This window comes from Sediminitomix flava (genome assembly GCF_003149185.1).
Classification (GTDB): domain Bacteria; phylum Bacteroidota; class Bacteroidia; order Cytophagales; family Flammeovirgaceae; genus Sediminitomix; species Sediminitomix flava.
The window spans coordinates 497796-519986 of record NZ_QGDO01000002.1 but is presented as its reverse complement, the minus strand read 5'-3'; the positions used below and the strand labels follow the sequence as shown (position 1 = coordinate 519986).

Sequence of the window (22191 nt, the reverse complement as noted above, 5' to 3'; positions counted from 1 at the left end):
GAGGTTTTGAATTTAAGACAAAGCCCAAGTTCTTTAAATAATACAGAATAAATGAATAATTATTCGATTACTTCATTTCTATTTCCTGTGTTTTTTCTTCACGATCGAAAAGTAAGGTTCTCTTAATTTCCTTGTAAAAGATGTGAACCATATTCTTTTGATCGTCAAATAATTCGGATAGAATGGTGTTTTGGATTATCACAGTATTGATTTTTTTCACCTTTGAAACTTCTCTATAAGCCCAAAGTGATTCCATATCTGTTTCCATCCCAATCCATTGGAAATTGATTTCTTTGTTATTGATCTGCCCCGTGAAATTTTCTTCTATATATAAACGAACATATTTTTCACTTTCAGCATGCTCTTTTTCTGTATGAAGTCTTAGTCTGAGGTTGTATTTCTTTTCAATAGCATCTTCTAAATCATCAATAAAAATCTTGTGAGTTATCTGTAGTGCTTTGCTATCTTGATCGTATTGCATTTCAGTCAGTGATAAGTGCAAAGGGTGTGCAAGAGCAATTCCACAAAGGGTAAGTAGGATTGAAAAAGTGATGCTAGTTTTGTTCCAAAAAGTCATATTTATTATTCTTCAAGTTAAGATCTTTGACCACAGAAAATGTCCATCTTTTTAATTCTGCGCTAAAAGGATGGACATTCTATCTATAGACAAAGAAAGCGAAATATTTATAAAATTACTTCAAGAAATAATATGAATATTTAGTCTTTGTAATGGTCTGGAATGATGGTTTGCTCATCCATTGGAGGTCTGATATATCCCTCTCGATTTATTTTTGGAAGTTTTATAGTAGGGTGTTTTACTTCTTCGTAAGGAATTTGTTTGAGAATATGTGTGATACAATTTAGCCTTGCTTTACGTTTATCGTCAGCTTCTACCACATACCAAGGTGACTGTTTGGTGTCTGTGTAAGCAAACATGGTATCTTTTGCCCTCGAATACGCTACCCAACGACTACGTGCATAAGTGTCCATTTCACTGAACTTCCATCTTTTCATAGGTTTGTTCAGACGTTCTTTAAAACGTTTTTCTTGTTCTTCATCAGAAATAGAAAGCCAATACTTTAGAAGAATAATCCCTGAACGAAGTAGCATGCGTTCAAATTCAGGACATGAACGAAGAAATTCTTGGTATTGGGCTTCTGTACAAAAATTCATTACTCGCTCTACTCCAGCCCTGTTGTACCAACTTCTGTCAAATAGAACAATTTCACCTGCAGCAGGAAGATGAGAAACGTAACGTTGGAAGTACCATTGTGATTTCTCTCTTTCGGTTGGGATACCTAATGCGACAACTTTACAAACCCTGTGGTTTAGTTTTTCAGTAAACCTTTTAATGATACCACCTTTTCCTGCAGCATCTCGTCCTTCAAAAATGATACAGACTTTTAAGCCTTCTTGTTTGACCCACTCTTGTAGGCTAACTAGTTCTTCTTGAAGTCTTACAAGTTCTTTTTCATAAAAATCTCTTTTCATAATGTGCTTTGGTCAAGGTAAAACTGATGTCGTAATTTGATAATATTAAGATAACATGAAGAATTTAAAAATATATCAGTTGGTCGAGTGATTAATTAAGATATGAGTTTTAAATGAGTTTAAATGTTATAAAAATAACACTAAGTTATAATAAAGTATTTTTTCTTTGATTTTTTCTATCTATTCTCAAACTCACTTTAATTTGTGTCAACAATGAGCGAGAAAGCTCAATTGAAAACGAAATTATATTCACAACAACAATCTGTGATATCTGATCTAAGAGACAGGTTAGCGCATCACACCGATTAACTAATAAATGACACATATGAAAGTCTACAAATTTGGAGGAACTTCTGTGGGTTCCGCGGAACGAATGAAACAAGTAGCAGAACTGATCAATGGAGATGAACCGAAGATTGTAGTTCTTTCAGCCGTTTCTGGAATGACCAACCAATTGGTACAACTGACTGAAGCATATAGAATCGGTGATAGTAAAACAGTTCAGGAAGTTGTAGCAGGTTTCCGCCCGAGATATGATGAAATTATCGAAGGATTATTCGGAGATTCAAATTTTGTAGAAGGAGCACAAGCTTTCGTAGCTGAGAAGTACGAGCTTTTAGGATCTTTTGAAACGAACAATTTTGGTGACGAGCAAGAAAAGACAATTCTAGCTCAAGGAGAGTTGATTTCGACAAACCTTATGCAAATGTATTTGGAGTCGATCAATGTAAACTCTGCTTTACTACCAGCACTTTCATTTATGAAGACTGTTGATGGTGAGCCAGATTATGACTACATCACAGATCAAGTGAATGCCGTACTTAGTCAACACCAAGATGTACAACTATTCATCACTCAAGGATACATCTGTTTGAATGAGAATGGAGAAGTTGATAACCTAAGAAGAGGTGGTAGTGATTATTCGGCATCCATTATTGGTGCTTGTGTAGATGCTGACGAAGTTCAGATTTGGACGGATATCGACGGAATGCACAACAATGACCCTCGTTTTGTAGAGGGAACAGAGCCTGTTGAACAATTGCATTTTGATGAAGCTGCAGAGTTGGCATATTTTGGTGCTAAAATTCTTCATCCTGCTTCTGTACTACCAACAAAAGAAAAGGATATTCCTGTAAGACTTTTGAATACAATGGATCCTCAAGCAAAAGGAACAACAATTTCTTCTGCAATTACAGGTGAAGGCGTAAAATCCATTGCAGCTAAAGATGGTATTACAGCGATCAAAATCAGATCAAGCCGTATGTTATTTGCTTATGGTTTCTTGAAAAAGGTGTTTGAAGTATTTGAAAAATACAAAACACCAATCGATATGATTACAACTTCTGAGGTAGCGGTATCATTGACTATCGATGACACTACTTACTTGAAACAAATTGTTGAAGAGTTAGAATCTCTTGGACATGTAGAAGTTGATACAGACCAAACAATTGTTTGTATTGTAGGTCAATTCCTTCAAGAAGAATCTAAAGTTGAAGGACAAATTTTCAATGCTTTACAGCAGCTTCCAGTACGTATGATTTCATACGGAGGAAGCAGTCACAATATATCTGTATTATTAGGTGCCGAGCATAAAGTAACTGCACTTAATTTATTACACGAAGAATTATTTTTACCGGTATGTTAAGCAATTTGGGATAGGAATATTCCAAAAATAATTTTTACCAGTATTGCTCTATGAGTGATACTGGTTTTTTTCATTATTTTCGTTTCTAATTGGAGATTAATCAGATGTGTTTATCATGAAAAAGGTACTTTGTAGTCTACTTTTCTTTATTTTTTTAGGAGCACAAGCTCAAGATATACCTGTAGGAAGCTGGCGAACGCACAACAGTTATCATGAAGGATTGCAGATTGCAGAAGTTCATGATATGATTTATTGCGTAAGCTCTTCGGGGCTTTTTACCTTAGATAAATCTGATTTTTCTGTAGCTCCCTTTACAAAAGAAGATGGTTTAAGTGATACAGGAATAAGTCGAATTTTAGCGATTCCTTCAAAAGATATGCTCGTTGTCGCATATTCTAATGGAAATATAGATTTGATAGAAGAGGATCAAATTGTGAATGTAAGAAGTATTCTGAACGCTTCTTACCCCGATAAAACTATCCATGACTTGGATTTATGGAATGGTTATCTGATGGTTTCAACCGCTTTCGGAGTTTTACAATTTGATGTTGATCACTATGAATTGAAAGATACTTGGGATAGATTAGGTGAAAATGGTGAATTAATACCCGTACATAGTTTTGTAGGCTCATCTGATAGTTTATACATTTTATCCGATCGTCAGTTGTTAGGGATTGAAGCAGATGAACGTGTCAATAAAAAAGATTTTAATAATTGGTCAGAAGAATATGTTTTTGATTCAGATATAAAGTTTCTCAAATCTTATGAGGAAGGCTTAGTATATGTAAAAGACCAAAGAGGAGTTTATACTTTAAACCAAAAAACGGAGACGTCTCTATTAGAAGAAGCTGGAGCTAGATTTGGGGAGTTGACAATCATCGAAGACGAATTATTTATTCCTATTAATCATCAAATATTTAGTTACCTAAATTCTGAGCTTATTGAATTTTTCTCAGATGAAGATTTTAAACCTCAATTTGTCACAGAAGATCAAACAAACATTTTTTGGATAGCAGACCTTGGTAATGGTATTGTTAGGCTGTTAGATTCACACAAAGAATCTTATTTTCCGACAGGAACATTAAGTACCTCTGTTTTTAGAGGAGCTTATGGAAATGGTAATATTCTGCTTAGTGCAGGTGGGCATCAGAACTCGAACTCTTGGGGTATAAGTGCTTCGGCTTATCTTTTCTCAAATGGTTCTTGGGATAATTTTTCTAATAGTGCAACTCTTTCTACGGCCATAGACTTACCTGTGAATACCGATTTGAGCTATGTCTGTTTTGATAGTTATTCCAACCTGTTTTTTGCTACAACTTACCAAGGAGAATTCATTTCTATACATCCAGAAACTTTAGAAGTTACGCAATATGATTTACCTATTAGTGTGAATCGATTGGCTGGAGTAGTTTCTGATGGTTTTGGAAAAGTATGGCTAACTGCTCACCAAAGGTTACTCAGTTTAGACCAATTAACGGGAACGTTTACTCAAGAAACAGTATCATCACTTCAAAATCCAACAGATGCTTTGATTGATGATTGGGGACAATTATGGGTTCGTTTAGAAACAGGTGGTGTTTTAGTTTATAGTGAAGGAAATAGTCGTGTACTGAATAATCAAGTAGGTACTGGAGGTTTTCCTAGCCGAAATATTCTTTCAATGGCAAAACAAAGCGATGGTAGTATTCTTTTCGGAACAGAAGATGGTGTAGCAGAAATATTCAATCCTTATGATGCTCTTACTTCCACGATAGATGCTATAATACCAAGATATGAAGGATATCCACTTTTGAATGAAGAGCAAGTCACAGCTATCGCTATAGATGGTGGAGGTAGAAAATGGATGGCAACAAATAAAGGTGTTTGGTTATTTTCAGCTGATAATAGCGAGATTATAGAATATTTTTCAGCTTCAAACAGTCTTTTATTGTCAGATAATGTTCGAGATATTACAATTAATCAACAAACTGGTGAAGTTTTCTTTTTAACAGATCAAGGAGTAATCTCTTACAGAGGTACAGCAACCTTTGCTGAGAATATCCACCAAAATGTAAAAGTTTTTCCAAATCCTGTAAGACCAAATTATACAGGATTGATCACTGTCAGTGGATTGGCTAAAAATGCATATCTGAAGTTTACAGATGCTGCAGGACAATTAATCTATGAAACAAATGCAGCTGGAGGAACAGCCGTTTGGGATGGTAATGATTATAATGGCAAAAGAGCTGCTACAGGTGTGTATTTCATCTTTAGTACCGATAAAGATGGAGTAGAGTCTTATGTATCGAAAGTAGCGATAGTGAACTAAGCTATTCGAAGAATAACTAAAAAATAAAGGGATAAAATCAATCAGATTTTATCCCTTTATTTTTATCATGGAGTATTGACATAATAAATCAATAGCTTCTTTCCATCTTCTTCTCCTCCAAATACAGGAACCAAGTGAATTACTTTGTTGTCATCTTCAAAAACGATCTTTAGTAAAATACGTTTTGTTGGATTTTCATGCTCCAACACCAAATAACGATAATTAGTAATATCGGTAGTATGGTCTTTGGTCTTTAAAGAAGGTTTTAAATAAGAGATACTCACTTTATAGTGGTGATAATCCCACGTGATTAAGAAAATATTAGCAAGATTGGGGTGGACACACTTTAAAAAATGGAGGTTTTTCACCACTAAAGTATCTGTTCTATAATCAATCTGCTCCCAAATCTTTAAAATATCGGTTTCAGTCATAGTAAATCAATGATTTCAAAATTCAATACCAAAACATAGGCACAGTAAGGCAAACAAAAAAGAAGCCGAACTCTTAGTTCGCTTTAGCTTCTTATAAAGATATCAATCCCAAGATAATATTTTCTTTCTAGTGAAAGTCTTTTCTGATGACTTTTTTCAAAGGGGAAAGTATATTACATCAAGGAGTTGTATTGAGCGAAGTCCTTAAATGTTAAGAAAAAGAAAAAATGTAGAAATTCCTTAATATTGGGTGCTTTCAGGATTTCACAGGAAAAACATTTTAGGGATGTTGACAAATATCAGTGAACTTTTGCGAAAAATGCTGAAAATCTTTATTTCATTCTAAAGAACATTTTAGTAATTTTGCGAGGAATTTTTGGAGCTTAAACTCTCAAACTATATACAATGTCGAAGAACATTACATTAAAGAAAGGGTTTGACATCAAGTTAAAAGGTAAAGCTGAGCTTAACCTTTTGAATGTTGATCAGCCCGAAACGTTTGCGCTAAAGCCAACGGATTTTGTTGGTATGATTAGGCCTAAAGCGTTGGTAAAAGAAGGTGATACAGTAAAAGCTGGTACTCCGATCTTATTTGATGCCAAGCAAGAAGGCGTGATGTACACTGCACCTGTAAGTGGTGAAGTTGTGGGTATCATTCGTGGAGAGAAAAGACGTTTAATGGAGGTAAGGATCTTGGCAGACAAAGAAATCCAGTATGTCGAGTTCCCAAAATATACAGATTTAGCTTCCGTTAGCAAAGAAGATGCAAAAACTGCAATGTTGAGCTCTGGGGTTTGGCCTCAATTGGTTCAGCGTCCATACGCAGTAGTTGCTAATCCTTCTCAAGAACCAAAGGCAGTTTTTGTTTCTGGTTTCGATTCTCACCCACTTGCACCAGACTACGAATTCTTATTCAAAGGTCAAGAGCAATATTTACAAGCAGGTATTGATATCCTGAAGAAATTTGCTCCAGAGGTACATGTGACTACGAACGGAAAAGCAGGTTCTAGTATCCTTGCTGGTTTGAACGCAACTCAACACAAAGTTTCAGGGCCACACCCTGCAGGTAACGTTGGGGTTCAAATCCACCACATCAATCCTATCAATAAAGGTGAAGTTGTATGGACAATCAATCCATTCGGTTTATTACAAATCGGTAAACTTTTCCTAGAGGGTAAATATGATGCGTCTAAACTTGTAGCTGTTGCAGGTTCTGAGCTGAATAAAACAGGTTATGTACAAACATACCTAGGTGCCAATGTGAAGAAAATGGTAGAAGGAAATCTTGCTCAAGACAATGTCAGAGTAATCTCTGGTAACGTATTGACAGGGTCTTCTATTGAGAAAGACGGATACGTAGGTTTCTACGATCACGTAATCTCAGTTCTTCCAGAAGGTGACAAACCTCGTTTCTTCTTGAAAGATGGTTGGTTAGGATTTATCACTGATCGTTTGAGTTTTCACAAAGCATGGGGGCTATTAGGTGGCGCCAGCAAAGAATATGCTTTGGATACTTCTTTGAATGGTGAAGAAAGAGCATTCGTAATGACAGGAGCATTTGAAAAAGTAGTTCCTATGGATATTCTTCCTACGCACCTTATCAAGGCAATTATGGCTAAAGACTACGATAATATGGAGGCTCTTGGTCTATATGAAGTTGCTGAAGAAGATCTAGCTCTTTGTGAGTTTATCGATGTTTCTAAGCACGATGTGCAAGGAATTATCCGTGAGGGTATCGATATGCTAAGATTGAGCTAACAAAAAGCTTAAACAAACAGTTAAACGAAACAAATGGAATGACGTGGAGCTGAATATATTTTTTTAGTTATCACGTTAAAACAAAATTATAATGAAGTTCTTATACGAATTCTTCGAAAAGAACAGACCGTCAAAGGATAGCCTAATGTACTATCCGTATGAAGCTGGTGAGACATTTATGTTTACGCCAAAAACTGTGACGGGTTCTAAAGGCGCTCATGTTCGTGATGCTATCGACTTGAAGCGTATGATGATGACAGTGATCATCGCTATGATTCCTGCTCTGCTTTTCGGTATCTACAACGTTGGTGAAATGCACGCTGTAGCTACTGGTGCTGAAATGGGCTTTGGCGACAAAGTACTTTTCGGTGCAATCAGAGTAATTCCTATTATCATCGCAGCTTATGCTGGTGGTGGTTTAGTTGAGGTTGTTTTCGGAGCATTAAGAAAACACCCTATCAACGAAGGTCTATTGGTAACAGGTATGTTGATTCCTCTAGTAGTTCCTGCTTCTATTCCGTTATGGCAAGTATTCGTAGCGTCTGCTTTTGCTGTATTGATTGGTAAAGAGGTATTTGGAGGTACTGGTATGAATATCTTGAACGTAGCTTTAACTGCTCGTGCATTCTTGTATTTCGCTTATCCAGCACAAATTTCTGGTGACAAAGTATGGTTCGACCTTGCTGATGCTACTGCTGTAGACGGCTTTACAGGTGCGACATTCTTAGGTTTGGCTTCTTCAGCTTCATCTGAAGGTATTGAAGTAGCAAAATATGCTGCTGAAGCTACGGCTTCTTGGTCTGCAGGTTTGTATTCTGCTGAAAACTTGTTCTTTGGTTTTATCCCTGGTTCAATCGGTGAAACATCTACTTTAGCAGTACTGCTTGGAGCGTTGATCTTGGTAGGTACTCGCGTAGGTAGTGGTCGTATTATCTTGGCAACAGTTCTTGGTGCTATGGGTATGGGCTTAATCATGAATGCTTTTGGCGCAAATACTTATATGCAAATGCCTGCTTACTATCACCTAATTGCTGGTGGTTTTGCTTTTGGTGCTGTATTTATGGCAACTGACCCAGTTACAGCAGCTCAAACTGACACTGGTAAGTGGATTTACGGTGCATTGATCGGTATCTTAACGGTAATCATAAGAGTTTGGAACCCAGCATATCCAGAAGGAATCATGTTGGCAATCTTGTTGATGAACGTTCTAGCACCGCTAGTTGATTATTATGTAGTAGAAGCAAACAAAAAAAGAAGATTAAAACGTGCAACAGTCTAACGGATATGTAATCGGTTTTGCAGTCGCTATGACAGTAATCATTGGTGGATTGCTGGCAACAGTAAAAGTAGTCTTGAAAGAAAGACAAGACACTGAGATTGCATTGGATACGAAGAAACAAATTCTTCAAGCAGTAGGTGTGACTGGAGACGACAAACAAGCTCTAGCCGCTATCTACAAAGAAAGAATTCAATCTGTCGTAGTGAATGCTCAAGGAGAGCAAGTTTCTGACTTTGGAGCTAAATCTCCAGAAGATGTAAGCGTTCAAGCAAACTGGAAAGTAATGAAGAAGCAAGTGGCTGCTTTGAAAGGTGGTGACAAGAAAGCTTCTATCGACTATACTTCAGTAAATGATGTGAATCTTCCAATTTTCAAATTCATGAAAGAAGGTTCTAAAACTGAGGTTGAGGCTTACATTCTTCCTGTTTATGGTTACGGTCTTTGGAATGACATCTGGGGATATGTAGCAATGAACCCTGACATGAAGACGATCAAAGGTGCGGTATTCGGTCACGCTGGAGAAACTCCAGGTTTGGGTGCTCGTATGTCTGACGCTGATGTTCAAGATAGATATCAAGGTAAATCAATCGTTGAAAATGGAAAAATTTCTCCGGTTTTGATGATGAAAGGTGAAGGTAACACTGGTATTTCTGACAACGAAGTTGACGGTATGTCTGGTGCAACATTGACTCGTGACGGTTTGAACGAGATGATGGTGAACTACCTAAATCTGTATGAGCCTTATATGCAGAAAATTAGAGGAAATGCAGTTTCTCTGCGCTAATTCCTTACTATTTAATTGATTTTTTCTTTTGAAATTAGAAAATAGCCATGTCTGAAACTGCAGAAGTTAAAGAAGTAAAAAAATCAGAGGAGCTATTATCAAAAAGAAGGAGAGGTATTGTTGCTGACCCTCTTGATGATAACAACCCAATTACAGTACAGGTATTGGGTATCTGTTCTGCTCTAGCTGTAACAGCCAAGATGGAGCCTTCATTGGTGATGTCTATTGCTGTAATGTTTGTGGTCGTGTTCTCAAACTTGATCATCTCTTTGATGAGAAACTTGGTACCACAACGTATTCGTATCATCGTTCAACTTGGTGTAATTGCTACATTGGTAATCGTAGTAGACCAGGTACTGAAAGCTTATCTCTATGATGTCTCTAAAGTAGTAGGGGTTTATGTAGGTCTTATCATTACTAACTGTATTGTAATGGGACGTTTGGAGGCTTTTGCGATGGGTAACAAACCTTGGGATTCAGTTCTTGATGGTCTTGGTTCATCTCTAGGTTATGCTTGGGTGATCTTGGCTGTAGCATTCTTCCGTGAATTGCTAGGTTCAGGTGCTGTATTCGGCGTTCAAGTATTGCCAGATGCATTCCCTAAAGTTGGTTTGATGACTTCTCCAGTAGGTGCCTTTATCATCATCGGTATGATTATTTGGGTACAACGTTGGAGAAACGGATATGTAGAAGAATAAGAGAACACTGATCTTAGAATTTTTAAACAATCGTAAGCAATGGATTTAATTAATCTTGGTATTAAGTCGATTTTTATCGACAACATGGTATTCGCTTACTTCTTTGGAATGTGTTCTTATCTAGCCGTTTCAAAGAAAGTACCTACAGCACTTGGCTTAGGAGCAGCGGTAACTTTCGTATTGACTATTACAGTTCCTTTGAACTGGTTGTTATATAACTACGTACTTAAAGCAGGTGCTTTGGCATGGCTTGGCGAAGGATTCGCAAACATTGATTTGTCTTTCCTTCAGTTCATCATGTTTATTGCAGTAATTGCCTCTATGGTACAGTTGGTAGAGATGATCGTTGAGAAATTCTCTCCATCACTTTACGGAGCATTGGGTATCTTCCTTCCTTTGATCGCGGTAAACTGTGCGATTTTGGGTGCTTCTCTTTTCATGGTACCAAAAGAATTCACTTTTGCTGAATCTGCGGTATATGGATTCTCATCAGGTATTGGATGGTTGTTTGCTATTGTAGCATTGGCAGCTGTTCGTGAGAAGATGAAATATTCTAACGTACCTGCTCCTTTGAAAGGTTTGGGTATCACTTTCATCATTACTGGTTTGATGGGATTGGCATTTATGTCATTCATGGGTATTTCTCTATAATCTGAGTTTACTCTGAAAATACAAGCCCAGTTATCCATTCGGATGGCTGGGCTTTTTCTTATGGTTTTATTTCAAGAAAAATAAAGTGGAAAAGAATCTAGGTCTAAAAAGTGTTCATCATATAGCTATTATCTGTTCTGATTATGAAAGGTCAAAAACTTTTTACGTAGATAAACTCGGTTTAAAGGTAATTCGTGAAGTGTATCGAGAAGAACGAGATTCTTACAAGTTGGATTTGGCTTTGAACGATCAATATGTAATTGAGTTATTTTCATTTCCCTCTCCACCTCAAAGACCGTCATTCCCCGAAGCTAGAGGTTTGAGACATTTAGCCTTTTCTGTAGATGACATAGAAATGGCTGTTAAGAACCTTCAAGCAAAGGGTATAAAAACAGAGATAATTAGAGTTGATGAGTTTACAGATAAACGTTTCACTTTTTTTGAAGATCCTGATGGTTTACCTTTGGAATTGTATGAAGTTTAGTAAATCATCTCAATTCTCTTCTATAAGATGTAATTGAAGTTAATTTTTAATCTGATTAATGAAAAAAAGAACATTATTTAAACTGTGTATTTCTCTTTTTGGAGTTCTATTATTACTCCTTTTTAAACCTCTTAGTAATGCTCATTTTTTATTTACAAATGGAGGCGATTTAGTAATTGATCTGGCAAGAGATACCGTTCTATTGTATGAAAGTGATCAAGTAGAAGTGAGTGAAATAAAATTCCGTAGGTCAAAAATTGGAGATATACAGAAGCTTCTTTACCGAATTTCTAATCCTGAACTTTACTTGATTAAGTTTAAGAAGAATAAATACAATTTTAGTCTTAGCTATAATAAAGAAGGAGAGAGTGCTAGAAGTTTAGTTGATGGAACTACTGTTTTTGCTATAAACAGTTCTTTCTACAATGAGCAAGGTAATTCTTTAGGTGAACTGATTATTGATGGACAAAGGTTTGGAGAAAAAAGCTCTTCTTCGGGTTTCTTTAAAGTAATTAATGGGAAGGCTATTGTAGGTCCTAAAAGTGTTTTTAGTCTTAGACTAGGGCATATTGATTACTCTTGTCAAGCACATCCATCTGTGATGAAAAATGGTAAGATTTGGGATTATATTTCTAGAGAAACACTAAATCAAAACCAATGGAGTAGAAAAACTTACCGTAATCTCTGTGGTATGGATAAGGATGGAAATATCTGTTTCTTAGTTTCGGGGAATGGAGGTCTAGTTTCTGTAAAAGAAATTACTGAAATCGGCAAAAGTGTAGGGATTAGAACTGCTTCACTGTTTGATGCGGGTTCAGCTCTGCAATATCGATTTAGTAATGATGAATTCAGTCTTAACTTTAGTGCTTCAAATAATCTCTTAGATTTAGGAAAAACAGTTGATCGCTTATTCAAAGAGTTAACAGGGAAAAAGTTTTATAATATTTCACCAGTTTTTATTGTTTATGATGATAAATAAGAAAGCCACTTTCTACTGAAAGTGGCTTTCTTATTTTTTAAATCTTTAGAGGGGCTTATTTATCCCACCATACAGTAGATGTATAGAAGTCTCCTCCTGTAATACGAGTAGCTGCTGCTTCTACATTTGCAGTATTAGTAGAGTACTCATCAGAAGCATATGCTCTTCTTCTTGGTATTTGATTAATGATACCATTTGCACTTGGTGTTAGAGTAGGGTAGTCTAAACGTCTCCATTCTGACCATGCTTCTACTCCTTGCATGTATAATGCTAACCACTTTTGTTCTCCAATCATTGCTCTCCAATTTGCATTATCGTAAGCAACAGAAGTCTGAGCTAAATAAGTTGTAATATCATCAGTAGCTACACCATTAAATTCCATTGAAGTAGTAATAGCATCATTATATGCTTTTTCGGCTTCAGTTGCACCACCAGAGATATAACCTCTAGCAATTGCTTCAGCTTTAATAAATAAAACTTCTGAAGCTGTCATAACGATCGATGGAGCATCTTGGTCTGCAAATTTCCCTCCAATTAAAGAAAAATCATCCTGTGATATAGAAAGAGCTACATCATTTGCCATACCGTAAGGTACTCCAATATACTCTGAAGCAGCATCACTAGGAGTAGCATATGAAGCTAATCTTGGATCATTTAAAGAAGTTAAATGGTCTACCATTATATTTGATATTGCAATGTTATCACCACCTGCTGCAATTACATTCGTGTAATAAATTGGATTAGCTTCAGCTTCTGTTGATAAATGATATAAAGCAACTACTTCGTCTGAGCTTGAAAGAATTTCATCAAAATCAGCATCATTGATTAATGCATCAGCTTTTGAAGAATTTACTTCTGAAAGACGCATTGCCATTCTCAAACGTAATGAGTTAGCAAACTTTTTCCACATCATCATTTGCACATCACTCTCCTCGCTACCAAAGAATAAATCGCCTTCCAATTTTGGAGTGCCGTCAACTTTAATAGCAGCAGAAGCAGCTGTAAGTCTAGCAATCAAATCATCATAGATTTCTTCTTGCGTATCATATTTTGAAAGGAATAGCCCTTCATCACCTTTTAAAGCCTCTGAGTATGGAACATCACCCCATACATCAGTAACATTTTGAAATGCCCAAACACTCAAAATTTCAGCTACTGCTTTTTGGTTTTCAAGGTTTCCATAAACAACAACCTTTTCTGCTTTATCAGGGTCATTACAGAGTTTAATGATCTCTTTCAAATCAATCAAAGCACCAGAATATACACTTGCAAAGCTAGATTGTCCACTATCATCATAGTTTGACGGTGCAGGATATTCTACCTGAGAAACTTGCTGTGTGTATTGACTACCCAAATGTCCCATGCTTCCCACAAATCTTCCTGTAATAGCAATCTGAGCATTTGATAATAAGCCAGATGTAGCTGCTTGAGATGGAAGGTTAGGGTTGACATTCATTTCTTCAAAGTGATCACATGAAGAGAATAATGCCGCGACTGCAAATGCAGTTACTTTTATTGTTTTATTAAAAAATTTCATTGTCATCTTGGAAAAAATTAGAATCTAACATTTAGATTAAATCCGATCGAACGAGTACTTGGAGCTTGTCCTGACTCATATCCGATAGCATTTGTAGTAGTTGAGTTTACTTCTGGGTCAAAACCTGGAGTATTTGACTTTAGAAGAGCTAAGTTTCTTCCAACTACAGATAGTGTAGCTGCATTCAGACCAATGTTTGAAAGCAATTTACTTGGAATATTATAAGAGAGTTTTACTTCTCTAAGCTTAACGTAACTAGCATCATAGATAAATTCTTCAGGAAGATATCTCATTCGGTTAAAATACGCTGGAGCTGATACGTATTGTGTATTTACTTCACCATTAGCTCGGACACCTTCAGATAAGATACCACCACCTTCTTCAACTGGATCTCTGTAGTTTTTACCATTAGCATTAATGCCGACAGTTCTAGCAGTTTGTCCTGCTTTCGTACCCCATCTATCCATAAATGAGTATACCAATCCACCTGTAGAGAAGTCGATTTGTGCACCTAATGAGAATCCTTTATATCGGAATGTATTGATAAAACCACCATTAGATTCAGGTATGGCAGAACCCAAATTTACAGGTTCTCCAGAACGTTCGTATAAGCCATTATCATCAACTACTTTATTTCCAGCATCATCATAAACATAGCCTTGGTAAGCATACATATCACCGTATGAACCACCTGCTTCGGCAGAAACCCATCCAGAACCTACACTAGAAATTCGGTAAGTGTCAAGGTCTCCATCGAGTTCATTAACTATTGATTTTACTTTTGCATAGTTGAAAATCATATCCCATTGAAAATCTCCGATTTTTAGAGGAGTAGCGCTAATAACTAATTCAACACCATCGGTTTGTATTTCACCAGCATTGATAATTGCTGTAGAATATCCAGATGTAGAAGGTACTGAAACATCTAAGATTTGGTTTTCAGAAATCTTATTGAAATATGTTGCTTCTAGTCCGATTCTCCCATTGAATAGTTGCGTTTCTAGACCTATCTCGTATTCTGTCGCTAATTCATTTTTTAACTCTGAGTTCGGTAAAGTATTTGGCACTGCAAAGATATTAGCACTACCATATGCCCCTGTAGAATAAGTATTATATAGAGAATAAGCACCAGTACCAGCTCCAGCTTGACCAATACCTGCTCTTAATTTACCAAATGAAAGTACATCTTGACTAGCTAACAATTCAGAGAAGACAAAACTTGTACTCAAAGCTGAATACCCAAAGCTATTGTCATCAGGAGGTAGAGTAGAAGACCAGTCAATACGATGGCTCGCATCTAAGAATAAGAAATCTTTATAGCCAATAGATGCACTTGTGAAAATTGAGTTAATTTGTTCTTCATATTTTGAGCTAAAGAAACCAACTTCTGGATTAACAGTATTTCTCACATGATAATAATTGTCTAGAACAAGTCCATCAGTTGTACTTAATCCTAAAGAGTTTGCTGCGACAGTGCGGATGTTTCCACCAGCAATAACATTTACAGACCAGTCTTCTGCAAAAGTATCATTATAGTTTGCTAAGATTTCAAAGTTATTCTCTTGGGAAATACGTTTGCTTTCACCAAATGAAGGAGTTGTTGTGCCTTCAATACCTACTTGATCTTGAATCTGTAAAGAGTAGTAATCCGTACGTGCAGTAGCTGTAACACTAAACTTCTCATTTAATTTAAATTGAAGTCCTGCATTACCAAATATTCTATCTTTTTGATCTGTCGCATAGATATTTTCAAGGGCCCAATATGGGTTGTTTGACCAACGGATATATGTTCTACCGTCAGCAATATTTCTCATATTCCAAGAAACTTGTTGCCCTAAAGCTTCCGAGTATGTATGCTTTCTTAAAATATCTGGATCGATTTGTCTTTGTGACCAAACACGGAATGATGAACCTATATTTGTACCACTTCCAGAATAACCAAAGCCAGAACGTCTAGTTTCTTGCTTTACATAACTAGCAGAGGCAAAAGCTGTAAAGTATTTGTTGATTTCTGTTTTCGATTTTAATGAAAGCGTATTTCTATCAAGTGTAGAGAATGGTACTACTCCATCTTGGCTTACATTCGTAAATGCTAAACGGTAACTAGATTTCTCATCGCTATTACTCAATGCAATTGAATTTGTTTTTGTGATTCCAGTATCAAATAATCTCTCATAATTATCCTTTTGAGGAAGAAGAGGGACTAATTGATTATACGTATTACTTTCTGGAACAAAAGAATGCCACATCAATACAGGCGTTCCGTCCATTCTTGGTCCCCAACTTTCGTCTGTTCCAGTATTAAGAGTCTTAGCTCCATTAAACTTTTCCCATTCTGGTCCATGAATACTAGGGTCATATTGAAAGCTATAATAATCCATATTGTCACCACCTGCATACTCATTTTGTAAATCAGGAATGATAAATACTCTATCAAAAGTAACCCCAGTATTTATTTCAATACCCAAACCTTTACTTGATTTACCACTTTTAGTAGTAATCATGATGACTCCATTTTTCGCTCTACTTCCATAAAGAGCTGTAGCAGCAGCACCTTTTAGTACTGATACACTTTCCACATCTTCTGGGTTGATGTCTTGAGCACCGTTACCAAAATCATATCCACCTGAAGCAGCTCCTTGGTCATAGTTGCTTACAGGAGTACCATCTACTACATATAATGGTTGGTTAGAACCGCTTAACGACGTATATCCACGAATAACTACACTTGAACTAGCACCAACACCTCCAGAACCAGAACGTATTTGTACACCAGCAACCTTACCTTGTAAAGAGTTTGCAACTGAGGTTGGGTCTTTTACTAAAAGAGCTGATTCGTCTACTTGTTGAGTAGCATAACCAATTGATTTCTTTTCTCTACTTACCCCTAGTGCAGTAACTACAACTTCGTCAAGTTGCTCAATATCTTCTGCAAGTTTGACATCGATTACACTCTGATTCCCGATGGCAATTTCTTGAGTTTGAAAACCAACAAGTCTAAAAATAAGTGTTGAGCCTTCTTCATTTAATGTGATTTTATACTGACCATTTATGTCAGTCGAAACTCCTAATTGAGATCCTTTTACAATAATACCAACACCTGGTATTGGATTATTTGAAGGGTCTGTAACTGTCCCCGTTACTGTTCTTTCTTGGGAGAAACCTAAAAAGACCATCCCGAGAAAGGAAAAAAGTAATAGTAATCTTTTCATTTGAAAAAAGTTAGTATTTGAATTTATTTAATGTCATTTAGAGCAGTCCCAACTAAAAAAAGTATTCTGAATAGATAGAATGATGTTTTATATACTCTTTAGTCATTTGATTTGAAGAGTATTGTATCAGTTGTGAACTAGCTTCATCATTGGGAAACCAGATTTAATCGAGTATTAATGATGAGAGGTATTACTGATGAGCTGTCTATTTTTAATGACCTTTAAAATTCGTTAACATTTAAGCGATATACTTCACTATATAGAGTGATAAGATTGTATCACTGAAAGTTGGTATGATCATTTGGTTTTCAGTGGTTAGTGTTTGATGTACATTTATAATGTTGATGGTGGGCAATGTTATTATGCTTAATGTTAATAGGGTTTTTATTAGAAAGTCAATATTGATTACATTAAAAAGGAAAGGTGTGATTTCATCAGTTTTTAAGTTTAGAATAAGTATAAATTAGATATTAAAATATATCGTGGTTATTCTATGCAAGTAAAAATACGTAGTGGTAAGGTGTTAGCAAGAAAGTTTCTAGCACTCGTTATTTTAGTTTGTGTTATGCTTTTTTCAATTCAAGTGAAGCATGATACCTCTCCTTTTTTAGAGTCAGTATCTACGTACTTAATCAATGTGGTTTGGCTAAATCCGATTTTTATGAAGTTAAGTGAGCTAGGTTTCTTAGCAACTCAGCCTGTGTGGGTAGCTTCAAAGGTTTATTTCTTGTTTAATATTACAATGAGTTTTGCTGCGATTATACTCTTCTTCTACTCCAAACAAATAGTAAAGCGAACTCTAATTATAATGGCTTTAATTGTATTGGTTTCCTTTTCATTAAGTGCGTTAAATAAAGTTACAGGAATTAGAGCATTACAAGTCTTCGCTTATCAATTAATTTCTATGGTGGTTTACCCTTTCACTGCAATTTTATTGATTCCGATATTTGAATTAGTGAAGAAAATGAATCAGGTGGATAAAGCTAAAATGAATAATTAGAAATAAGGGTAGGGGAAAAGATTAAAGTTATATAAATTAGTAAATACCTAATTCACTAATTTATTCTAAGTTAACCCAAATGCGAATTATCAGAGTTGAGCCTTTTCTTCACAGGCAAGAAAAGCGCCTTTTCCTATTCTTTAATTACGATAAAGAGTTAATTTCTATTATTAAGCAAATTCCAACAGCTCGTTGGTCACAGTCTAGACGATGTTGGCATTTAGCCGATAACTCTAAAAATAGAAAAAGGCTTAGGTTTTACTTTTGGGGTAGAGCTTTGGTGGATTATTGACGGCACATCTTTTCAATAATCTCTTTTTGAGTTGGAAAAATTTCCATTAGCTCAGCTGATTTAGCCATTTCGAAATCTTCAAAATCAAAACCAGGAGCGACAGTACAGCCAACAAGGGCATAAGCATTTTCATTTTGGTCAGCTAATCTAGCACCAAACCAAGCTCCAGCAGGAACCATAGCTTGGAAGTATTCTCCATTTTCAAAATTACTCCCTAATTTATGACTGAGCAAGTCTCCTTCAAAGCTTAGTTCCAAAACCTCAAGGGCTGATGTACCCGTGTAGAAGTGCCAAATTTCATCTGAAGCAATCCTATGAAAACTTGAAAAATCATCTTTTTCAAGTAGGTATAAAATACAAGTAGAAGCTGATCTATCCCCAGAAAAACGAGCTGGTAGTCCTTCTATTTTTAGTGTCTGGTCTGAACGATAAGTTTCTTTAAAATACCCTCCCTCTGGGTGCTTTTCCATTTCTAACTTTTCAATCCAATATTGAGCTGTTTTCATGATTTCTTTTTACGATTACGTTGTCTTGGTTTTTTATTTTGGACCTGTTTTTCTTTTCTAAGCGGATCTACCTCAGGCATAAGTTCTACTTTTCCTTCAATTACATCAAGCAAATGTTTAGAGAAATAAGAGGAAAGTGATACACCTTTTGTCCCAAGTCCATTCAGAATCCAGAATGGTTTAATTTCAGGATGTTGACCAACAAATGGGCGGCGGTCGTAAGTCGCAGGACGAATACCTGCCCAGTGATTTAAAATTTTATATGGAGTGTCGGTGATTTGTTCTAATTTTTCAACTAACTGTTCATGACCTTTTTCAGTAGTGCCTTCAGTGAGTTTATAATAATCGTAAGTAGCTCCTACTTTACAGGTTCCATCATTATCAATTGGTAAAATAAATCCATTTTTATTGATAATGTGCTCAAAACGAGCTTCATCGAATTTCACTAAAAATAACTCCCCTTTTACTGCTCTATAAGGTAGGAATGAGAAATGTTCTCTAAGTCTATTTTCATAGCCATCGCAAAAGATCACCTTTTTGAAGGTGTGTCCATTCCATTCTACATGATTTTCATGAATCACTAGTTCGTTGTCTTCCAATTTGGATTCATGATATTGTTGATTTGAATGTAAAAGCTTTTTTACGGCAGCTAAATAGGTAGGAATATCGAGATAGCCAGATTGACCAACTATCATTCCTCCAAATTCACTTTTCAGTGTACCTTCATATCTATTATTATATTCAATTCCTTTTACATATTTCTGATAAGTAGAGTCTGCACTTTGGCTAACCCATTCAGTTTGTCTCTCCTGTGTGGTAAAAGGGAAGTATAAATCTATAGGATGAAAGAATTTTTCATTGGTGATTTTTTCAACTTGAGGATAAAAAGAATGGAGTTCATCAAAGATAACATCGCATAACCATGTTTTAACTAGTTTTCTTCCTGTTATCGGGTTTACAATGCCTGCTGCAACCATAGAGGATGCTGGAGTGTCAGGGTTGTCGATAACTAAAAATGAAGCTTGTTCTTGGAATAATCTCATAGCCACTGCAGAACCTGCAAGTCCTTGGCCTAGAATAAGATAGTCGTAGTTCATTATCCGTGAAATAGTTTTCTTTTATCTTCTCTTTTTAATAGTTTAAGGGGATCAATTGCTCATACTACTACAAAAACCCATAACTCAAACTCAAATTACTATACAATGTTACGCATTTTTACAATTGCACTACTTTTTACATTTCTATTATTTTCATCTTTTGAGGGATTAGCACAACAAAAATTTAAAATCCCGAAGCGAGTTGTATATAAAAGTGAAGAGGATTATCATAAGTACCAAGATGAAATTTTAGCATGTATTGATTGGTTAGACCGTACACCGATTGGCCTTTTTAAATCGAAGAGAAAAGCGACCATTAAGTTTATGATGACTTGGGTTGAAGGTGCTCCACATATTAAAGCTCCTATATCGCATGAAGCTCTTCAGTACATCGATGAAAATCCAGAGCTGATGTTTGCTTATATTTCTGGACGGGTGAGGTATGAAATTACCGAGCAGGACTATGAAGGAGGGCATATTGAAGGTTTGAGGTCTATTTTGTTATGGTACACCTTAGCAATTTCTATCAATAGAGATGAGGATATTCAGAAATTGAGTAAAAAACTACCTAAGCGTAGTGAGGTCGAGTTATAAGTTAAGCTTTGATTTTTTATTCTTCTCCTTATGAAGAAATCGGCTTAACCATTTTAGATTTTTATGTATCAGATAGAATTAGGATTTTACTTATTCTAATGTGAAATCATGTAGGTATAGAAGTGAAAAAATGAATTGAGCTTGTACCTTATTTTATGGGGGTAGTTATAATGGGGAATTAAATATGACGGATACTTACTGAAAAATGAAATATTATATAAGGTCTTATGAAAGTGAGACCTTATGTTTTTTGACGCTATTCACATACTTTGTATAATTGCATTAATTAGCGATTTTAAAAACAAGTCCGAATGAGAATATCCAACCTATCCATAGTTTTCTTTTTGTTAACCTTGATTTCTTGTGATCTGAATGATCCTGTACCTTCATCGGATGTAAGACCTAATACAACTTATTTCCCTTTAGTAGATGGTCAATATCGAGTTTTTTATGTAGAGGATACCTTGACTGTAGAAAATGAGAAAGACAGTACTTCTGTATATTTTTTAAGAGAGGAATATTCTGATGGTGGTTTCATAGGTGGAGATACGCTGTTTTATGTAACAAGATATTCGAGAACTCCTGAAGTTGCATCTTGGACTCAATTGCCAGCTAGATGGGTAGTCAGGAAATCTCCTACCAAGATTGAGGTTCAAGAGTATGGTATAAATTATATAAAATTAGTAGAGCCATTACGTTTTGAAAAACAGTGGAACGGCAATGCGATGAATGCTTTCCCTGATGAATACTATACAGTAATAGAGCATGGACAAGCTTATTCAATTGATACTCTAAATTTTCCTTTTACAGTTAAAGTGAGACATGGTTTGTTTCGAAATAATGCTGCAATTGGGATTGATAGTGTATTTGAGCAATATGCAGAAGGTGTGGGATTGATTAGAAAAGTGAATGTTCAGCAGTCAGAAAATATTATTAACACTTTTGTTTTTAGTTTTAAAGATTCTGTAATCCTTAATCCTTTTGTCGATTATAAAGACCAAGAAGTAATCACCAATTCAAGACAACTCTTTTTTGAGCAGTACAAAACCGATCAATTGCCGAATCCTTTTTATGGCTTAGAAGACTTTGAAAGAGACGATGAGATGGTTTATAATCCGTTGTATAATGTTTCAGACGACTCTATAATCAATTGGTTTATAAAGTATCAGCCTTTTGCTGCTAGTTCAAGTGATGACTGGGAGTATCCTTACACTGAGAATTCAGACACACTTGTAGCTACTCAAGTTGCCTATCCTTATCCAAATTTTGGTGATTCTACACGTAATGGAAGACATTTCGTACAGGAGTTAGTTGAATACGGAATTGACTCAAAATAGTAACAGCTATTAAGTGCAAGTATTTTCGTAATCCAAAAACTTCCATTATCTTGCATCCTCTTAGAGAAATTCTATAATTAATTGTATTTTTTATAATCAGGATTTAGA

The 22191-nt window shown here is 35.8% G+C and carries 19 protein-coding genes; 12 read left to right on the top strand and 7 right to left on the bottom strand.

Annotation, left to right across the window (positions count from 1 at the left end; all coding sequences use genetic code 11):
* Nucleotides 1-67 precede the first annotated feature (67 nt).
* Both BC781_RS09315 and ppk2 read right to left on the bottom strand, forming a co-directional pair.
* Complete coding sequence (locus BC781_RS09315; RefSeq protein WP_109616969.1) at nt 68-577, bottom strand: DUF6702 family protein; 510 nt, start codon at nt 575-577, stop codon at nt 68-70.
* A 140-nt stretch (nt 578-717) separates the two neighbouring features.
* On the bottom strand, nt 718-1491 hold the full coding sequence (gene ppk2 / locus BC781_RS09310; protein WP_109616968.1) for a polyphosphate kinase 2: 774 nt from the start codon (nt 1489-1491) through the stop codon (nt 718-720).
* 325 nt (nt 1492-1816) lie between these two features.
* On the opposite strand from ppk2, the gene BC781_RS09305 reads away from it, so the two are divergent.
* Together BC781_RS09305 and porZ are read left to right on the top strand one after the other, a co-directional pair.
* Nucleotides 1817-3136: an aspartate kinase gene (locus tag BC781_RS09305; RefSeq protein ID WP_109617979.1), complete on the top strand. Its 1320-nt coding sequence runs from the start codon at nt 1817-1819 to the stop codon at nt 3134-3136.
* 115 nt (nt 3137-3251) lie between these two features.
* On the top strand, nt 3252-5444 hold the full coding sequence (gene porZ / locus BC781_RS09300) for a type IX secretion system anionic LPS delivery protein PorZ (protein WP_109616967.1): 2193 nt from the start codon (nt 3252-3254) through the stop codon (nt 5442-5444).
* 65 nt (nt 5445-5509) lie between these two features.
* On the opposite strand, the gene BC781_RS09295 is transcribed toward porZ, so the two are convergent.
* Nucleotides 5510-5875: a hypothetical protein gene (locus BC781_RS09295; protein ID WP_109616966.1), complete on the bottom strand. Its 366-nt coding sequence runs from the start codon at nt 5873-5875 to the stop codon at nt 5510-5512.
* A 405-nt stretch (nt 5876-6280) separates the two neighbouring features.
* Here BC781_RS09295 and BC781_RS09290 point away from each other — a divergent pair, with 405 nt between their 5' ends.
* The 7 genes from BC781_RS09290 to BC781_RS09260 all read left to right on the top strand — a co-directional run bounded on the left by BC781_RS09290 (nt 6281) and on the right by BC781_RS09260 (nt 12508).
* The gene (locus tag BC781_RS09290; protein WP_109616965.1) at nt 6281-7633 is read left to right on the top strand and encodes a Na(+)-translocating NADH-quinone reductase subunit A; all 1353 of its coding nucleotides are present in this window, start codon (nt 6281-6283) and stop codon (nt 7631-7633) included.
* A 91-nt stretch (nt 7634-7724) separates the two neighbouring features.
* A complete protein-coding gene (locus BC781_RS09285; RefSeq protein ID WP_109616964.1) occupies nt 7725-8912 on the top strand; it encodes an NADH:ubiquinone reductase (Na(+)-transporting) subunit B in 1188 nt (395 codons plus the stop codon).
* Nucleotides 8899-9696, top strand: coding sequence for an NADH:ubiquinone reductase (Na(+)-transporting) subunit C (gene nqrC, locus BC781_RS09280; protein ID WP_109616963.1), 798 nt, complete (start codon nt 8899-8901; stop codon nt 9694-9696). The genes BC781_RS09285 and nqrC overlap by 14 nt, the downstream gene beginning before the upstream one ends.
* A 47-nt stretch (nt 9697-9743) precedes the next feature.
* On the top strand, nt 9744-10394 hold the full coding sequence (locus BC781_RS09275) for an NADH:ubiquinone reductase (Na(+)-transporting) subunit D (protein ID WP_109616962.1): 651 nt from the start codon (nt 9744-9746) through the stop codon (nt 10392-10394).
* Between the two features lie 39 nt (nt 10395-10433).
* Complete coding sequence (gene nqrE / locus BC781_RS09270; protein WP_109616961.1) at nt 10434-11045, top strand: NADH:ubiquinone reductase (Na(+)-transporting) subunit E; 612 nt, start codon at nt 10434-10436, stop codon at nt 11043-11045.
* 85 nt (nt 11046-11130) lie between these two features.
* Nucleotides 11131-11529: an SMU1112c/YaeR family gloxylase I-like metalloprotein gene (gene gloA2 / locus BC781_RS09265; protein WP_109616960.1), complete on the top strand. Its 399-nt coding sequence runs from the start codon at nt 11131-11133 to the stop codon at nt 11527-11529.
* Between the two features lie 58 nt (nt 11530-11587).
* On the top strand, nt 11588-12508 hold the full coding sequence (locus BC781_RS09260; RefSeq protein ID WP_109616959.1) for a phosphodiester glycosidase family protein: 921 nt from the start codon (nt 11588-11590) through the stop codon (nt 12506-12508).
* A 55-nt stretch (nt 12509-12563) separates the two neighbouring features.
* Here BC781_RS09260 and BC781_RS09255 read toward each other — a convergent pair whose 3' ends face one another.
* Both BC781_RS09255 and BC781_RS09250 read right to left on the bottom strand, forming a co-directional pair.
* Nucleotides 12564-14051 (bottom strand): SusD/RagB family nutrient-binding outer membrane lipoprotein, encoded by a 1488-nt coding sequence (locus BC781_RS09255; protein ID WP_109616958.1) that lies wholly within the window; start codon nt 14049-14051, stop codon nt 12564-12566.
* 11 nt (nt 14052-14062) lie between these two features.
* Nucleotides 14063-17257 carry a SusC/RagA family TonB-linked outer membrane protein gene (locus BC781_RS09250; RefSeq protein WP_109616957.1) on the bottom strand — a complete coding sequence of 1065 codons (3195 nt, stop codon included), beginning with the start codon at nt 17255-17257 and terminating at the stop codon, nt 14063-14065.
* A gap of 493 nt (nt 17258-17750) precedes the next feature.
* On the opposite strand from BC781_RS09250, the gene BC781_RS09245 reads away from it, so the two are divergent.
* Nucleotides 17751-18257: a hypothetical protein gene (locus BC781_RS09245; protein ID WP_109616956.1), complete on the top strand. Its 507-nt coding sequence runs from the start codon at nt 17751-17753 to the stop codon at nt 18255-18257.
* A gap of 285 nt (nt 18258-18542) precedes the next feature.
* Here the strand turns inward: BC781_RS09245 and BC781_RS09235 are convergent, their stop codons facing one another.
* Nucleotides 18543-19055 (bottom strand): cupin domain-containing protein, encoded by a 513-nt coding sequence (locus BC781_RS09235; protein ID WP_109616954.1) that lies wholly within the window; start codon nt 19053-19055, stop codon nt 18543-18545.
* A complete protein-coding gene (locus BC781_RS09230; protein WP_109616953.1) occupies nt 19052-20152 on the bottom strand; it encodes an NAD(P)/FAD-dependent oxidoreductase in 1101 nt (366 codons plus the stop codon). Before BC781_RS09230 ends, BC781_RS09235 begins: the two co-directional genes overlap by 4 nt.
* Before the next feature lie 105 nt (nt 20153-20257).
* Between BC781_RS09230 and BC781_RS09225 the strand changes: the two genes are divergently transcribed.
* The gene (locus BC781_RS09225; protein ID WP_109616952.1) at nt 20258-20746 is read left to right on the top strand and encodes a hypothetical protein; all 489 of its coding nucleotides are present in this window, start codon (nt 20258-20260) and stop codon (nt 20744-20746) included.
* 311 nt (nt 20747-21057) lie between these two features.
* The gene (locus BC781_RS09220) at nt 21058-22083 is read left to right on the top strand and encodes a hypothetical protein (RefSeq protein WP_109616951.1); all 1026 of its coding nucleotides are present in this window, start codon (nt 21058-21060) and stop codon (nt 22081-22083) included.
* The last annotated feature ends 108 nt before the right edge of the window (nt 22084-22191 follow it).

Coding starts and splice junctions, on each gene's coding strand:
- BC781_RS09315 (WP_109616969.1), bottom strand. CDS start 577: ATGACTTTTTGGAACAAAACTAGCATCACTTTTTCAATCCTACTTACC.
- ppk2 (WP_109616968.1), bottom strand. CDS start 1,491: ATGAAAAGAGATTTTTATGAAAAAGAACTTGTAAGACTTCAAGAAGAA.
- BC781_RS09305 (WP_109617979.1), top strand. CDS start 1,817: ATGAAAGTCTACAAATTTGGAGGAACTTCTGTGGGTTCCGCGGAACGA.
- porZ (WP_109616967.1), top strand. CDS start 3,252: ATGAAAAAGGTACTTTGTAGTCTACTTTTCTTTATTTTTTTAGGAGCA.
- BC781_RS09295 (WP_109616966.1), bottom strand. CDS start 5,875: ATGACTGAAACCGATATTTTAAAGATTTGGGAGCAGATTGATTATAGA.
- BC781_RS09290 (WP_109616965.1), top strand. CDS start 6,281: ATGTCGAAGAACATTACATTAAAGAAAGGGTTTGACATCAAGTTAAAA.
- BC781_RS09285 (WP_109616964.1), top strand. CDS start 7,725: ATGAAGTTCTTATACGAATTCTTCGAAAAGAACAGACCGTCAAAGGAT.
- BC781_RS09275 (WP_109616962.1), top strand. CDS start 9,744: ATGTCTGAAACTGCAGAAGTTAAAGAAGTAAAAAAATCAGAGGAGCTA.
- nqrE (WP_109616961.1), top strand. CDS start 10,434: ATGGATTTAATTAATCTTGGTATTAAGTCGATTTTTATCGACAACATG.
- BC781_RS09260 (WP_109616959.1), top strand. CDS start 11,588: ATGAAAAAAAGAACATTATTTAAACTGTGTATTTCTCTTTTTGGAGTT.
- BC781_RS09255 (WP_109616958.1), bottom strand. CDS start 14,051: ATGACAATGAAATTTTTTAATAAAACAATAAAAGTAACTGCATTTGCA.
- BC781_RS09250 (WP_109616957.1), bottom strand. CDS start 17,257: ATGAAAAGATTACTATTACTTTTTTCCTTTCTCGGGATGGTCTTTTTA.
- BC781_RS09245 (WP_109616956.1), top strand. CDS start 17,751: ATGCAAGTAAAAATACGTAGTGGTAAGGTGTTAGCAAGAAAGTTTCTA.
- BC781_RS09235 (WP_109616954.1), bottom strand. CDS start 19,055: ATGAAAACAGCTCAATATTGGATTGAAAAGTTAGAAATGGAAAAGCAC.
- BC781_RS09230 (WP_109616953.1), bottom strand. CDS start 20,152: ATGAACTACGACTATCTTATTCTAGGCCAAGGACTTGCAGGTTCTGCA.
- BC781_RS09225 (WP_109616952.1), top strand. CDS start 20,258: ATGTTACGCATTTTTACAATTGCACTACTTTTTACATTTCTATTATTT.
- BC781_RS09220 (WP_109616951.1), top strand. CDS start 21,058: ATGAGAATATCCAACCTATCCATAGTTTTCTTTTTGTTAACCTTGATT.